Source organism: Flagellimonas sp. CMM7, assembly GCF_021390195.1.
Taxonomy (GTDB): domain Bacteria; phylum Bacteroidota; class Bacteroidia; order Flavobacteriales; family Flavobacteriaceae; genus Flagellimonas.
Genome location: NZ_CP090003.1, coordinates 704296 through 718761 on the forward strand (window position 1 = coordinate 704296; position 14466 = coordinate 718761).

Annotated in this window: 15 protein-coding genes; 12 read left to right on the forward strand and 3 right to left on the reverse strand. The window is 36.7% G+C overall.

Annotated features, from left to right (window positions below):
* Positions 1-24: 24 nt before the first annotated feature.
* The 4 genes from coaD to LV704_RS03275 all read left to right on the forward strand — a co-directional run bounded on the left by coaD (position 25) and on the right by LV704_RS03275 (position 4772).
* Positions 25-483 carry a pantetheine-phosphate adenylyltransferase gene (gene coaD, locus LV704_RS03260; protein WP_163421762.1) on the forward strand — a complete coding sequence of 153 codons (459 nt, stop codon included), beginning with the start codon at positions 25-27 and terminating at the stop codon, positions 481-483.
* 202 nt (positions 484-685) lie between these two features.
* Entirely contained in the window at positions 686-2527 is a 1842-nt protein-coding gene (locus LV704_RS03265) for a PAS domain-containing protein (protein WP_233782133.1), read from the forward strand.
* A complete protein-coding gene (locus tag LV704_RS03270; protein ID WP_163421761.1) occupies positions 2514-2927 on the forward strand; it encodes a two-component system response regulator in 414 nt (137 codons plus the stop codon). Before LV704_RS03265 ends, LV704_RS03270 begins: the two co-directional genes overlap by 14 nt.
* A gap of 102 nt (positions 2928-3029) precedes the next feature.
* Positions 3030-4772, forward strand: a complete 1743-nt coding sequence (locus LV704_RS03275; protein ID WP_163421760.1) for a M14 family metallopeptidase — start codon at positions 3030-3032, stop codon at positions 4770-4772.
* Here the strand turns inward: LV704_RS03275 and LV704_RS03280 are convergent.
* Entirely contained in the window at positions 4756-5364 is a 609-nt protein-coding gene (locus tag LV704_RS03280) for an NUDIX hydrolase (RefSeq protein ID WP_163421759.1), read from the reverse strand. The two genes, LV704_RS03275 and LV704_RS03280, sit on opposite strands and share 17 nt — an antisense overlap.
* A gap of 7 nt (positions 5365-5371) precedes the next feature.
* Between LV704_RS03280 and pyrE the strand changes: the two genes are divergently transcribed.
* Both pyrE and LV704_RS03290 read left to right on the forward strand, forming a co-directional pair.
* Positions 5372-6010, forward strand: a complete 639-nt coding sequence (gene pyrE, locus LV704_RS03285; RefSeq protein ID WP_163421758.1) for an orotate phosphoribosyltransferase — start codon at positions 5372-5374, stop codon at positions 6008-6010.
* Between the two features lie 9 nt (positions 6011-6019).
* On the forward strand, positions 6020-6415 hold the full coding sequence (locus LV704_RS03290; protein ID WP_163421757.1) for an SRPBCC family protein: 396 nt from the start codon (positions 6020-6022) through the stop codon (positions 6413-6415).
* Here the strand turns inward: LV704_RS03290 and LV704_RS03295 are convergent.
* A complete protein-coding gene (locus LV704_RS03295; RefSeq protein ID WP_163421756.1) occupies positions 6412-7155 on the reverse strand; it encodes a biotin--[acetyl-CoA-carboxylase] ligase in 744 nt (247 codons plus the stop codon). The genes LV704_RS03290 and LV704_RS03295 overlap by 4 nt on opposite strands.
* Positions 7156-7236: 81 nt before the next feature.
* Here LV704_RS03295 and rsfS point away from each other — a divergent pair, with 81 nt between their 5' ends.
* The 6 genes from rsfS to LV704_RS03325 are packed head-to-tail and all read left to right on the forward strand — an operon-like array spanning position 7237 to position 11951.
* Positions 7237-7614 carry a ribosome silencing factor gene (gene rsfS / locus LV704_RS03300; RefSeq protein ID WP_109665181.1) on the forward strand — a complete coding sequence of 126 codons (378 nt, stop codon included), beginning with the start codon at positions 7237-7239 and terminating at the stop codon, positions 7612-7614.
* A gap of 5 nt (positions 7615-7619) precedes the next feature.
* Positions 7620-9563, forward strand: coding sequence for an ATP-dependent zinc metalloprotease FtsH (gene ftsH, locus LV704_RS03305; protein ID WP_163421755.1), 1944 nt, complete (start codon positions 7620-7622; stop codon positions 9561-9563).
* A gap of 51 nt (positions 9564-9614) precedes the next feature.
* Positions 9615-10223 (forward strand): LUD domain-containing protein, encoded by a 609-nt coding sequence (locus LV704_RS03310; RefSeq protein ID WP_163421754.1) that lies wholly within the window; start codon positions 9615-9617, stop codon positions 10221-10223.
* A gap of 4 nt (positions 10224-10227) precedes the next feature.
* Complete coding sequence (locus LV704_RS03315; RefSeq protein ID WP_163421753.1) at positions 10228-11034, forward strand: phosphatidate cytidylyltransferase; 807 nt, start codon at positions 10228-10230, stop codon at positions 11032-11034.
* Positions 11024-11689 carry a phosphatidylserine decarboxylase family protein gene (locus LV704_RS03320; protein ID WP_163421752.1) on the forward strand — a complete coding sequence of 222 codons (666 nt, stop codon included), beginning with the start codon at positions 11024-11026 and terminating at the stop codon, positions 11687-11689. The genes LV704_RS03315 and LV704_RS03320 overlap by 11 nt, the downstream gene beginning before the upstream one ends.
* Entirely contained in the window at positions 11682-11951 is a 270-nt protein-coding gene (locus LV704_RS03325; protein ID WP_163421751.1) for an acyl-CoA-binding protein, read from the forward strand. Before LV704_RS03320 ends, LV704_RS03325 begins: the two co-directional genes overlap by 8 nt.
* A 91-nt stretch (positions 11952-12042) precedes the next feature.
* Here LV704_RS03325 and LV704_RS03330 read toward each other — a convergent pair whose 3' ends face one another.
* Positions 12043-14412 (reverse strand): spondin domain-containing protein, encoded by a 2370-nt coding sequence (locus tag LV704_RS03330; protein ID WP_163421750.1) that lies wholly within the window; start codon positions 14410-14412, stop codon positions 12043-12045.
* Positions 14413-14466: the final 54 nt, after the last annotated feature.

Below are 14466 nucleotides of genomic sequence, written 5' to 3' on the forward strand. Positions count from 1 at the left end.
TATTTTAAAAAAAACTTTCCGAACATGAGACGCGCCATATTTCCAGGTTCTTTTGACCCATTGACTTTAGGCCACTATGATATCATAAAAAGAGGGATAACCCTATTTGATGAGCTGGTAATTGCAATAGGTATAAATTCGGATAAAAAGTATATGTTCTCTTTGGAAGAACGAACAAAGTTTATTGAAGAAGCCTTTAAGGATGAACCAAAAATAAAAGTGGTCACCTACGAAGGCCTTACGGTGGATTTTTGCAAAAAAGTAGATGCCGATTTCATTTTAAGAGGGTTGAGAAATCCTGGGGATTTTGAGTTTGAAAAGGCTATTGCCCATACCAATAGAAAACTCTCCGAAATTGAAACGGTATTCCTTTTGACCTCTTCGGGTAAATCCTATATCAGTTCATCCATTGTAAGAGATGTTATCAGAAACGGTGGAGATTATACTGGTTTGGTGCCAGACACCGTAGTATTTAAGTCCTAGTTTCCAATTGCAGGACCCTTAATCTTGTAACATGTAGTAAATCAGAAACTCTCTGCCTTCCACCTTCCAAACTTCTCGTTTCACATAAGAAACAACATATTTCTAGTAGTTCACAACAATTAATGAGCAAAGAAAGGTAATACATATATTTTAGTAAGAAATTTCTTATAGTTTCAAATAACCCCCAAATCTGAACCCTATTTTGAAAGCAATTGAAACCATTCCCCATAATTACCTACTAAAACAATTACCCAAAGCTACTGCTCTTATTGACACGAATTATTTTTTGATAGAAGCCTCTAATTCATGGTTAAACATTTTTGACTTAGAACCAAAAAATACGCTTAGCAGAAGTATTTTTGATTTTTATCATAGCCATAAAGGGTTTTCAAGCAAAGCACTAAAAGAGTGTTTATCAAAAAAGCACAAACCAATAATTCGTCATAAAAAGTATGAGAAGGAAAATGAAAGATGGTTTGAAAGTACTTTTGCGCCTTGGTTTGATGAAAAGGAAAATGTACTTGGCACAATAGTGCAAATAGAAGACATAACTAACGAGATTGAAAAAGAACTTGAACTTGAAAGAATCAAGACTTTGCTTCAAGCAAAATCCGAAGTTGCCAAAGTAGGTAGCTGGGAATATGATATATCTACCGAAAAACTCACTTGGTGCCCTGTAACCAAGGAAATTCACCAAGTAGCTCCTAACTATAAGCCTAACGTAAACCAAGGTATAGAATTCTATAAACATGGTTATAGCAAAAACAAAATCTCCATGCTCTTTCACAAAGTACTGGAAGACGGCACTCCTTTTCACGAACGCTTAATCATAATTACCAGTAAAGGTGAAGAGAGATGGGTAGCTACCGGCGGAAAAGCAATAAAAAAGAATGGGGAAATTGTTAAGCTCTTTGGAACTTTTCAAGATATTAACGATCAAGTTGTAGCAGAAATTAAAACGAAGGAAAGCGAACAACTATTAACCACACTGATTGATAATCTACCTATAAATGTCTTTATCAAGGACAAGGACTCAAAAAAGATATTGGTAAACAAGGCTGAGTGCCAATACTTAGGAACAACTCCCGATAAACTAATAGGCAAAACGGACTTTGATCTTTATGATAAAAAAGTAGCACAGATTTCAAGAGATGAAGATGTTGAAGTGATGCGCACATTAAAACCTATGATTGGAATTGAAACCATTAATATAAAAAAAGATGGTAGTGCCACTAATTTTCTTACCTCAAAGATTCCGCTTCTAGACTTAAAGGGCAAAGCATACGGTCTTATTGGTATGAGTATGGATATCACCCATATAAAACAAAAAGAAGATCAACTACAGGATTTAATCAATGTAACCGCAATACAGAACAAAAAGCTCATAAACTTTGCGCACATTGTTTCTCACAATTTAAGATCCCACACTGCCAATTTTTCTATGCTTTTAGAATTTCTTGTTAAAGAAAAAGAAGAACAGGAGAAAAAGAGAATCATGAAAATGTTGTCTCATGCTTCTGATAATCTCTTAGATACATTGGAAAATTTAAATGAAGTTGTGGACATAAGTACCAACGTCAACCTAGATAAGAAATCTTTAAATCTTAATGACAACATTCTTAAGGTTCAGCAAAACTTAGCCGGTTTCTTAGTAAAACATAAAGTAGAATTCAATAATTCTGTTCCAAAAAAATTATCAGTAATGAGTGTTCCTGCTTACTTGGAAAGTATTATTCTAAACTTAATTACCAATGCCGTAAAGTATAGCAAGCCAAAAGAAAATCCCACCATCACTCTAAGTGCTCAAAAACAAGAAAAAAGTGTTGTTTTCAGCATAAGTGATAGTGGAATGGGTATAGATCTAAATAGATACGGAGGTAAAATTTTTGGAATGTATAAAACCTTTCATAAAAACAAAGATGCTAGAGGTCTCGGTCTATATATTATAAAGAATCAGGTAGAGGCGATGGGTGGCAATATAACCGTAACTAGTGAAATAAATAAAGGTACTACATTCAATGTTTATTTTAATGAAGAAGATTAATAGCATATTTATTATAGATGATGATCCTATAACTATTTTCGGTATAAAAAAAATGCTGAAAACCACTGTCATTTGTAAAGACATTAAGGACTTTGAAAATGGAAAAACAGCATTGGAAGGGTTAAAAGAAAGGATTAAAAAAGGAGCTTCCATACCAGAAGTTATTTTTTTAGATATTAACATGCCGATTATGGATGGATGGGAGTTCTTGGAGGAATTTGTGGAAATGGATATTAAGGAAAAAATAATCATTAATGTAATTACATCTTCCATTGATCCATTAGATTACAAGAGATGGAATGACTTTAGGTTAAAATCCTTGCACTATCTTAATTTCAAAAACAAACCCATCTACAAGATTGAAGCTACAGACCTAAATAGAATCAATATGGCATCATAATTATTTTATTGTCTATTTTTATGGTAGGAAAGAAATTTTCGCAAAGTTATTTTCAATTAGCATTCCACAACCTTGAAGTATTTTATTTTTCTGATAGTACCAATGTTCTTTTTATCCTGTGAAACCCAAACACAAGATAAAATTGCCTCCTACCAAACATTTTATGAAACTTCGCAAGGAAAAGAGACTCCCACGTACCAAGAAACAATTGCGTTTTATATAAAGTTGGCTAAAGATTTTCCTGAAATCAATATCCAGACTTTAGGACAAACGGATAGTGGGTATCCCTTGCATATGGTCACCTTTAATCCTGATGGAGATTTTAATTTTGAGAACGTACGTAAGGAAAAGGCCATTGTCCTAATTAATAATGGTATCCATCCTGGAGAAAGTGATGGTATTGATGCTACCATGCTCCTTTACCGTGATTTAGCCACAAAAAAACTATCACATCCTAAAAACACAGTTTTAGTAACTATTCCTATTTATAATATTGGTGGAGCCTTGTATAGAAATTCTACCACTAGAGCAAATCAAAATGGACCATCTGAATACGGTTTTCGCGGAAATGCGCTAAACTATGACCTGAACAGGGATTTTGTAAAAATGGATACTAAAAACGCAAAAACCTTTACGCAGATTTTTCATTTAGTAAAACCTGATGTTTTTATTGACAACCATGTAAGCAACGGGGCAGATTATCAATACACATTAACACATCTTTTTACACAACATAATAAGATGGGCGGAAAGCTAGGCAACTATCTTCATAAAGAATTCATGCCGCAAGTGGAAAAATCATTAGCAGAAAAAGATTTGGACATAACACCTTACGTAAATGTGTTCAACAGGCCACCAGAATTCGGTTTTAGCCAATTTATGGATCATCCCAGATATTCAACAGGGTATACCACTCTTTGGAGCACTTTAGGTTTAATGGTGGAAACCCACATGCTAAAACCTTATAAAAATAGGGTTGAAGGTACTTATGAGCTTATGCAAAGTATGATATCCGTTGCTGAAAAGGAATATGAAACCATAAAAACGATGCGCAAAGAGACTTTGGAGGAGAATCCGAAGGCTTCAGAATATTATTTTAATTGGCAAGTGGATACTACCCAAACATCAACATTGAATTTTAAAGGGTATGAAGCTGAACGAATACAAAGCGAAGTAACAGGTTTGTGGAGGTTAAAATATGACCAAACCAAGCCTTTTACCAAAGAGACTACTTATTACAACTACTACTTTCCACAAGACACAGTTTCCGTTCCTGCCGCTTACCTAATAAAACAAAGTTGGCAAAAAATAATGGATAGGCTGGATGCTAATAAAATTCAATATTTTAAGATAGAGAAAGATACGGTTCTGACGGTGGAATCCTATAAAATTTTGGATTACAATACCAGAGAAAACCCGTATGAAGGACACTACCTTCATTACAATACCGAAGTTGGGGAAAGTATGATTAAGGTTGCCTTCAGAGCTGGGGATTTTGTAGTTCCAACAAATCAAGAGGGTATCCGGTATATTTTGGAAACACTTGAACCCCAAGGAGCAGATTCCTTTTTTAATTGGAATTTCTTTGACACCGTTCTTCAACAAAAAGAAGGGTTTTCCCCGTATGTTTTTGAAGATGTGGCTTTGGATATGCTGAAAAAGGATTCCGTACTTCGTGGTAACTTTCTACTTAAAAAGGAGGTTGACCCAGAGTTTTCCAAAGACTGGTACGCCCAATTAGATTGGATTTATCAACGCTCAAAATACAAAGAAGAACCTTATTTAAGATACCCCGTATATCGTGTTGTAAAAGGTAGTAGGGCTTCTACTATTCTTGGTCAGTAATAGACCATCCCTCAAATAATACTTTAATATTGAAGTATGAGTTTTTCAAAGCCTTTTTAGCTTTTTTGGGACCTTTCCATTTCACTTTCATAATACCTTCCTCTTTCTGCCCAACCAATTTGCCATCATAAGTGGTATACATAGCAAACCAATGTACCTGCTTTAAACGATATTCTCCGTTCCTTCTAAAAACATGGTATGTGGTTCGTAAGAACTTGTCAATAACCAAGTCTCGCACACCTGTTTCCTCTTCTACCTCTCTAATAGCAGCCTTTTCAATAGATTCACCCTTATCAACTTTGCCTTTAGGCAAGTCCCATTTATCATTTCTATAAATGAATAGAATCTTGCCTTTTGGATTTGTTACAAATCCTCCGCCAGCTACCACCACCGGAAGCTTATGCATAAAAACATCAAGCATTTTTTCTTCATCGGGGTGGTATATGTAAGCCTCTTTCAACCTGCCCTTTGACAAGGAATCAATAGCCATTAGTATAGAATCACCATCCAAAGAAAAGAGGTTCCCATTAGAATTCTCTTGACGCTCATTTGTTAAAATCAGTGGGGACTCATTAACAAAAACTTTATACATTTGCGCAATGGTTTTAAACAAGGACACTGCAAAGAAAACAGCCGAACTTCTGCTACAAATTAATGCAATTAAGTTGGAACCAGAAAATCCATTTACTTGGGCTTCTGGTTGGAAATCCCCTATCTATTGCGATAATAGAGTCATGCTCTCTTATCCTAAAATAAGAAGTTATGTTGGTGAAGAGATGGCAAAACAAGTGGAAACATTGTATGGAAAACCAGATGTTATTGCTGGAGTTGCTACCGGAGCTATAGGCATTGGCGTTTTAGTTGCCGAGGCAATGGGACTGCCATTTATCTATGTTCGCCCAGAACCAAAATCACACGGAAGACAGAATCAGATTGAAGGTTATTTGGAACCAGGACAAAGTGTGGTGGTCATTGAGGACTTAATAAGTACCGGAAAAAGCAGTCTAAATGCAGTAAAAGCATTAAAGGCCCAGCAAGCCAACGTGCTGGGTATGATTGCTATTTTTACTTATGGATTTGCAACTGCGACCGACAATTTTTCAAATGAAAATGTTGAGCTCCACACCTTATCAGATTATGATCATTTGATTGAACAAGCTTCTGAAACCAATTATATAAAAGAATCTCATCTACAAACCTTATTGCAGTGGAAATCAAATCCTCAGCAATGGAAATAATCTTACACTATGCATATTGAAGTCCCCAAAAAGAAAGTGGCCAAAAGTGATAAAGAAGTTTTTGATTTTTTAAGTGACATCAAGAATTTTAAAACCTTAATGCCTGATAATATTGACAAATTTGAGGTTTTAGATGAAAAGACCTTCAAATTTGCTTTAAAGGGCATGCCAGAAATAATTCTAAGATTAAAAGAACAGTTTCCTAACGAGAAGGTTGTACTTGGTGCAGCCAGTGATAAGTTACCATTTACATTGACTGGAAACATAGAAGCTTTAAGTGATAATGAAAGTGAAGTAGGTCTTAGTTTTGAAGGGGAATTTAACGCCATGATGGCCATGATGATAAAAACTCCCATTACCAATTTCATGGAGACGCTCTCGTCGAATTTGGATAAAATAAGCTAGTATAACAGCGATACTTCTTTTAACCCGAACTCCTTAAATATTTTATCTTCTAACTCTAAGACCAGTTTTCCCTCTGGTGAGATACCACGGATAAACCCCATGAACAATTGTCCTTCCATATTCTTAAAAGTTGAAGGCTTATCCTTTCTAAAAAGTAACGCTAAATAAGAGGGCAATAGTTGTGAAACTGATTTTCCTTCAATTTCGATAAGATAGTATTTCAACCTTTCCAAAATTTTGTTTAGCAGTTCATCAAGGTCAAAATACTTTCCGGTTAAAGACTTCAGTGATGCGACTTTTTCCAAGTTTTCGTAATATGTTTGATTCACATTTAGACCTATTCCAATAATGGAATTTTGAATCAACTGCCCTTTAAGAACATTTTCTATTAAAATGCCACAAATTTTAGAAGAACCTGACATAATGTCGTTGGGCCATTTCACCTTTAAATCTGGTATGGACAACTCCCTCAAAACATCACATATTGCAAGAGAAATACAAATATTTAAGCTGAACTGATGAATAACCTCAAAGGATTTAAACTTCTTCAACACACTAAAAGTCAAGTTTTTACCATCTTCAGACTGCCAGGTAGTTCCCATTTGCCCCCTACCTTTTAACTGGCTTTTGGCCACAACCACGGTAAAATCACCCAAGGTTTTAGACTGTATCAAATCTTTTAAATAGAGATTTGTAGAGTCCGTGGCATCAAGTTTGATTATTTGTGATAGTTCTCCCAAAGTGGTGCGTCCAATGTTATGTTAAAAACTAGGGCTAAGAAAACAAAAAAAATATAACTTTGTAGAAATTAAAATTTTTGAATGCAGAAAACGAAAGCTAGCGCAGATGAACTGATTGCCTTAATATTACATGGAATAGAAGAAGTTAAAGGAGTTGACATAAATCTACTTGATCTTAGGGAAATTGAAAATACAGTTTGTGACTATTTTATTATCTGCAATGGTACTTCTAACACGCATGTAAACGCAATTGTTTCTTCCATCCAAAAAACTGTCAGTAAAGCTATACAAGATAAGCCCTGGCATGTTGAAGGTTCTGAAAACGCAGAATGGATTTTGATGGACTATGTAAATGTTGTTGTTCATGTATTTCAAAAACACATTAGGGAATTCTACGACATAGAAGGGCTTTGGGGTGACGCTAAAGTAACAATGGTGGAGAGCAGCTACAATTCTTAAAAAAAATGGCAAAAGACAACAACAATTCTAATACCCCTAAGAAACCTCGTTTTAGTTCCTGGTGGATTTACGGTGTGGTAATCGCATTAATTATTGGTTTTCAATTCTTTGGAGGCAACAGTTTCTCCAGTACAGAAAAAACCACGACCTCGGAACTACAGGAGTATTTAAGAAATGGGGACATTTCTGAAATCCTGATTATAACCAACGCAAGACAGGCTAAAGTTTTCTTAACTGAGGAAGCACTGCAAAAAGATGTGCACAAAAATGTTTCTGAGAAACCTTTTAATTTTTCGGCAGGAAAAATTCCCCAGTACACTTTGGATTATGGAGACCTTCAGAATTTTGAAGATGAAATAAAAAGTATCAAAAAAGAAAATAATCTTGATACGATTGTTGATTTTGATACAGAGTCAAACGTTTTAGGAGAGTTATTGCTCTCATTACTTCCATTTGCACTAATTATAGGTATTTGGATCTACCTGATGCGAAGAATGTCTGGCGGCGCCGGTGGTGGTGCCGGAGGTCAGATTTTCAATATTGGAAAATCAAAAGCAAAACTGTTTGATGAAAAAACAGATACTAGAACCTCGTTCAAAGATGTTGCTGGGCTTGAAGGAGCAAAAGAAGAGGTGCAAGAAATTGTGGAATTCCTTAAGCACCCAGATAAATACACATCACTTGGAGGAAAAATACCTAAAGGAGCCTTATTGGTAGGACCTCCAGGTACAGGTAAAACTCTACTGGCCAAAGCAGTGGCTGGGGAGGCAAAAGTTCCATTTTTCTCTCTATCTGGTTCAGATTTTGTTGAGATGTTTGTGGGTGTAGGTGCATCACGTGTACGAGACCTTTTTAAGCAAGCCAAGGATAAATCACCTGCCATTATTTTTATTGATGAAATTGATGCCATAGGTCGTGCCAGGGGTAAAAACAACTTTACAGGTTCCAATGATGAACGCGAAAACACGCTCAATCAATTATTAACCGAAATGGATGGTTTTGGCACCAATACCAATGTCATTGTCCTGGCTGCCACCAACCGTGCTGATGTATTGGACAAGGCATTAATGCGTGCAGGTCGTTTTGACCGTCAAATCTATGTAGACCTTCCAGACATAAGAGAACGAAAGGAAATCTTTGAGGTTCACCTGCGTCCTATTAAAACTGCGGAGACGCTTGATTTGGATTTTCTTGCCAAACAAACACCTGGTTTCTCTGGGGCCGATATCGCAAATGTTTGTAATGAAGCAGCATTGATTGCAGCTAGAAAAGAGAAAAAAGCGGTAAACAAACAAGATTTCCTAGATGCTGTTGATAGAATTGTAGGTGGTCTTGAAAAGAAAAATAAAATCATAACGGTTGAAGAGAAAAAGACCATTGCATATCATGAAGCTGGCCATGCTACGGTAAGCTGGATGTTAGAGCATGCGGCCCCATTGGTAAAGGTGACAATTGTTCCTAGAGGCCAATCTCTTGGAGCCGCTTGGTACTTGCCAGAAGAACGTTTAATTGTTCGTCCAGAGCAAATGTTAGACGAGATGTGCGCAACCATGGGAGGACGAGCTGCGGAACGTGTTATTTTCGACAAAATATCTACAGGTGCCCTTAGTGATTTGGAAAAAGTAACCAAACAAGCAAGAGCTATGGTTACCATATATGGGCTTAATGAGCAACTTGGAAACATTACCTATTATGATTCTTCCGGGAACAATGAATATGGTTTTACAAAGCCATATAGTGAGGAAACAGCCCAGAAAATAGATGAAGAAATATCAAAAATCATAGAAGAGCAATACCAGCGGGCCATAAAATTATTAGCTGATAACAAGGATAAACTTACAGAGCTTGCCGATAGACTTTTAGAAAAAGAAGTTATCTTTAAAGATGATTTAGAAAAGATTTTTGGAAAAAGACCATTCGAAAAAGAAGAATTGGAAACTGCTGATTAAATTCAAATTCCAAAAATAACTTCGAATGACTAAATGTTGCTGATAGCGTAAATGGGAGTTTTTGATAAACTTTTTGGAGGTGGTAAAAAGGTTTCCAAGGAAACAGTGGAAACCCGTGGAGATCATATGCCTGACTTAAAGATTCCCGTTGATGAAAAATTCACCATATACTTCAAAAAAAATGGAGGTAAGTTCATTTATTGCGAAGATGATGCCGAAATTTCTGAAGCCTTAAAGAGCATAGTTTCTGAGAACGATTGGCAAAGTCATTTGTTCTATACTCTTGACCAACGACTACAAAGTCGTTTTTCTTCTGAAAAAATCGAGTTTACAGAAAACCGAAAAGAGAGTGATATTTTCTTTACGACCTGCGAACATTTGATTGCTCATAATGGTTCTATTTTGGTATGTTCAAATCAAATCAAAGAAAAAAAGCTTGATGAACTCCCTTCCAATCTAATCGTCTTTGCCACTACCAGTCAATTAGTGGATTCTATTAGTGAAGCATTAAAGGTCATCAAAGAGAAATATCGAAAAAATATCCCTAATAATATTACAACCCTAAAACACTTCCAACCTACCCCAGAAAACAAAAATGATTTCCTATCCTACGGAAGTGCTTCAAAAAATGTATATCTTTTACTCCTAGAAGATTACTAACCACATGAAAGAAATTCTAAGGCGCTCTATTACAGGGGTCATCTATGTGATGCTACTGATGGGAGCTGTTTTTTTAAACTCAGATGCTTTTGATTTTCTTTTTATGACCTTTGGTTTGGCTTGTTTATATGAGTTCAAAAAAATTGTTCGCCTAAAAGGGTATTACATATTTGTTGCTTATTTGGCTCTTTGGTGGGCTTTCATATACCTAGTTCATGATACCACCATTATCACCATACTCATGATACTGACCATCACAGTAGATTTAGCTCTTTTGGCCTTTTTATTCTCTAAAAAAGCAAAGCAGTTTACTGAGTTTCAAAAGTTTATTATTGCTGTTTTTTACATTGGTGGCGGGTGTATATTTTTAACGATGATTCCCTACAAGCAAAATGATTTTGCCAAATTTCTTATTATGGGCATTTTTATTTTGATATGGGTAAATGACACTTTTGCCTATTTGGTTGGGCGATCTATTGGACAGACAAAATTATATTCTGCAGTTTCTCCTAAAAAAACCATTGAAGGTTCTTTAGGAGGTCTTATTTTTGCATTGGTAGCAGCATATATTTTGTCCCAATATGAAACTACGAACCTTAAAACACTGGAATGGTTAATTCTGGCGGTTGTAATTGTAATTGCAGGTAGCCTAGGAGATTTATTGGAATCCAAGTTTAAAAGAATTGCAGGTGTAAAGGATAGTGGTGCAATATTGCCGGGACATGGCGGTATTTGGGATAGATTGGACAGTTTGGTATTTGCAGCTCCTTTTGCATATTTGGTACTTAATATATTTTCGTATGTTTCATAAAGAGGGTCAAAAAATTATAATCACAGCCTTTTTCATAGTGGTTGCCATTATCCTTGCTGCACATTTTTATGTAGCTATTGAATGGGTAAAGTTGGCAGTACAAATTGTCTCACTTGTAGCGTTGATTTTAATATTACAGTTCTTTAGAAATCCCAAAAGACCGGTAACCCCCACTTTTGATGAAATACTTGCCCCTGTTGATGGCAAAGTTGTTGTAATAGAAGAGGTAGAAGAACCTGAATATTTTAAGGACAAGCGTAAACAAGTTTCTATATTCATGTCCCCCCTAAATGTCCATGTTACGCGTTATGCCGCAAGTGGAACGGTCACCTATTCAAAATATCACCCGGGTAAATATTTGGTTGCTTGGCATCCAAAATCTAGTACCGAAAATGAGCGTACTACCGTAATATTGCACACTCCAAAATTTGGAGAGATAGGCTATAGGCAAATTGCCGGTGCAGTTGCACGTCGTATTGTAAATTACGCCGAGGAAGGTGAACAAGTTTCCCAAGGACAAGATGCCGGTTTTATTAAATTTGGCTCTAGAGTAGATTTGTTTTTACCATTGGATTGCGATATCGCTGTAAAATTGGACCAAAAAGTGGTCGGAGCAAAAACCTGTATAGCATCTATTCGGAAAAAAGATGACTGACGGGGCCAAATTACATAAACAGTTTGAAGAAGCAGTTGCATACGTAAATAGCTACACAGAACCTTTACCCGCAGATCTCTTGCTAAAATTATACGCATATTTTAAGGTAGCCAACAAGAATTTTGGAAATCCTGGCAGCAAAACCCCACTAATCAATGCATTTAAGGCCAACGCCATGATTCAAGCCCAAAATATCAGTATTGAAGAGGCTATGCAAGGTTATATTGATCTAGTAAATAAAGAGGTAAGAAAATTAAAATAACCTTTTCTCTCTAGATAATTTATAGTCATAAAAAAGCTGGAAGAAAAATCTTCCAGCTTAATCCAACCTAACCTAATTTATGGAATAGACACTATTGAGGTTGAATCTCAACTGTGATAATATTATACCCTCCTCTTGGATCTCCAACATAAACAACACCTGCTGGGTTATTATATGCTCCTTTACCAAATTGCACATCGGTAAGGAAAGTTCCATCACTAGGGCCTACTCTTCTAACAATGTTATTAGAATCGTCGGCACCTGTATCCGGTCCACCTTGTCTTGGGGCCTGATCAGTACCAAATCCAGTAATTTGATCAATTTCAGTTCCAGAGTCGAATAAATAAGACTTCTCACTTGCGCCAAAACCAGAAGCTGGAACACCATTATCATCCCATAATGGGTAACCGGCATTGTTATATGCTATAAACCAATCATTAGTATCAACAAACATCGTTGCAAAACCAAATTTAAAATCTTGACCTTCAGGCACTGTTAAGCTAAAAGTTAAGCTTTCTCCCGGACCTACATTAGAAGTTTGATCACTAGCTGCTACTGGAATTCCAAGATTAGTTAAATACTCGAGAGCTACAGCATTGTTACCATCTTCAGCGATTTCTTCAAGACCGTTTGAAGGATTGTTTACTTCTCCTTGCAATACAAAAGGATCTCTTTCACCATTAAAAGCATATACTACACCTGGAGAGAATACTGTACGAGTCGAAGTTAAACGTAATGGACCACTACTTCCTTCTTCCTTATAAAAACTGTACAATGCTGTTGGATCACCATCTTCGGCAATTCCCTCAAGACCTTCACCTCTATCAACTTCGCCTAAAGCGAACAAAGGAGCATCATTTGCATGTAATGCAACGATACCAGGAGTTACCACAAAATTAGCCGCATTAATTGCTGTAATGGTCAATGTAAATGTACCCGCTGACTGTCCATCACCACTAGCATATGTTAAGTATGCAGTCAAGTAGTCGCTACCTCTCATTCCACCGCGATCAACAAGGCGAATTAAGTTATTAGAATCTGCAGGACCTACATTGGCACCAGCTGGAGGGAAATACGTAGGTTCATTATCAACCTCAGTACCTAAATCATACAGCACTAGTTGATCCGCAATATCCACGCCATTTAGAGCAGTTCCATTTTCCCATAGGTTGATTCCTGCTAAATCCTCCGGAGCCAAAAACCAATCATTACTATTACCCATCATGGTCACTGGGGTAATTTTTGTGCCAGGTACAGCTGGAAATGAAATTTGATAAAAGTCGTTATCTTGAGTCAATGGCACTCCATCAGTAAGTATTCCTCCGCTATTTCTTTCTGTAAAAGTATGTACATTAAATATTTTGGCAGCATTGGTGATCGTTACATTAAATGTAGTTGTTCTAGCAGCCGCATCATTAGATTCACCCAAAGAAGGAATAGTTTCTTCTGTCCAATCTGTAGAAGCATCTCCTTCGCCATCATACTCAATACTAGCAGACTCACCTACGGTAGGCACGAAATCACTAGCCGTCCAAATACCAGCTTCAACAGCTACATTTTCTCTTGGACTACCAGCTTCTCCCCACTGTACGAAATCCACAATAGCATCTGAACTACCAAAACTATCGTTAGAGTATAAACCAAGGCCATCAGCGTCATCCATATCAAATGGTAACACTAAAAATTCACCAGCAGGTAATTCAACTGTACCGCTTACTGGAGTAAGGTTTCCTATTTGTGCATATCTACCAGGACCTAAGCATAACCAATAAGAGCTTAAATCTACGGCTACATTGCCGTTATTGTACACCTCTACTTGATCAAGGTTACCATACTGCACCTCATTAAGCACAATAGATCTTTTCATTGCATCTGGCATGCTCAAAACATTCTCAGCTCCAATAGTCACTGTAGTAGTTTCTGCCCAGTTGGCAACACCATTACCAGTACCATCATAAATAATGCTGTAGTTTTCATTGCCCATTACTGGCACAAAGTCACCTGCAGTCCATAGATTGGCTTCAACTGCTACATTCTCGCGGGCATTGCCTCCAGCACCCCATTGAACAAAATCAACAATTGCGCTTGCGCTACCAAATTCATTTGTGGAATAAAGACCTAATCCACCTGTTCCTTGTGGCATTTCATAAGAAACACTCAAGTATTCGCCTGCGTCAAGGTTAACGTTTCCTACAGTTACAAGGTCGCTAATTTGTGCATATTGACCAGGACCTAAGCATAACCAATACGAACCTAAGTCAACAGCTGCGTTGCTGTTGTTAAAAATTTCAACACGGTCTCCCAAGTACTCTACTTCATTGAGAACTACCGTGCCTTCAACATTGTTTCCACCACCATCCGGTACATCCGGGGTATCTGGAACACTGACGATTGTATCGTCTTCTGAACATGCTGCTATCAACAAGGATAGTGCGATGATCTTAAAAAAATTCTTTTTCATAACATTTTTAGATTTTATATATGATGATTATATTTTGATGCCGCAAATGAACGA

Excerpts from the sequence above, each read along its gene's own strand:
- LV704_RS03275 (WP_163421760.1), top strand. The coding sequence starts at position 3,030 with ATGTTCTTTTTATCCTGTGAAACCCAAACACAAGATAAAATTGCCTCC.
- LV704_RS03280 (WP_163421759.1), bottom strand. The coding sequence starts at position 5,364 with ATGTATAAAGTTTTTGTTAATGAGTCCCCACTGATTTTAACAAATGAG.
- LV704_RS03315 (WP_163421753.1), top strand. The coding sequence starts at position 10,228 with ATGAAAGAAATTCTAAGGCGCTCTATTACAGGGGTCATCTATGTGATG.
- pyrE (WP_163421758.1), top strand. The coding sequence starts at position 5,372 with ATGGTTTTAAACAAGGACACTGCAAAGAAAACAGCCGAACTTCTGCTA.
- ftsH (WP_163421755.1), top strand. The coding sequence starts at position 7,620 with ATGGCAAAAGACAACAACAATTCTAATACCCCTAAGAAACCTCGTTTT.
- LV704_RS03330 (WP_163421750.1), bottom strand. The coding sequence starts at position 14,412 with ATGAAAAAGAATTTTTTTAAGATCATCGCACTATCCTTGTTGATAGCA.
- LV704_RS03290 (WP_163421757.1), top strand. The coding sequence starts at position 6,020 with ATGCATATTGAAGTCCCCAAAAAGAAAGTGGCCAAAAGTGATAAAGAA.
- LV704_RS03270 (WP_163421761.1), top strand. The coding sequence starts at position 2,514 with ATGAAGAAGATTAATAGCATATTTATTATAGATGATGATCCTATAACT.
- LV704_RS03310 (WP_163421754.1), top strand. The coding sequence starts at position 9,615 with ATGGGAGTTTTTGATAAACTTTTTGGAGGTGGTAAAAAGGTTTCCAAG.
- LV704_RS03325 (WP_163421751.1), top strand. The coding sequence starts at position 11,682 with ATGACTGACGGGGCCAAATTACATAAACAGTTTGAAGAAGCAGTTGCA.
- rsfS (WP_109665181.1), top strand. The coding sequence starts at position 7,237 with ATGCAGAAAACGAAAGCTAGCGCAGATGAACTGATTGCCTTAATATTA.
- LV704_RS03320 (WP_163421752.1), top strand. The coding sequence starts at position 11,024 with ATGTTTCATAAAGAGGGTCAAAAAATTATAATCACAGCCTTTTTCATA.
- coaD (WP_163421762.1), top strand. The coding sequence starts at position 25 with ATGAGACGCGCCATATTTCCAGGTTCTTTTGACCCATTGACTTTAGGC.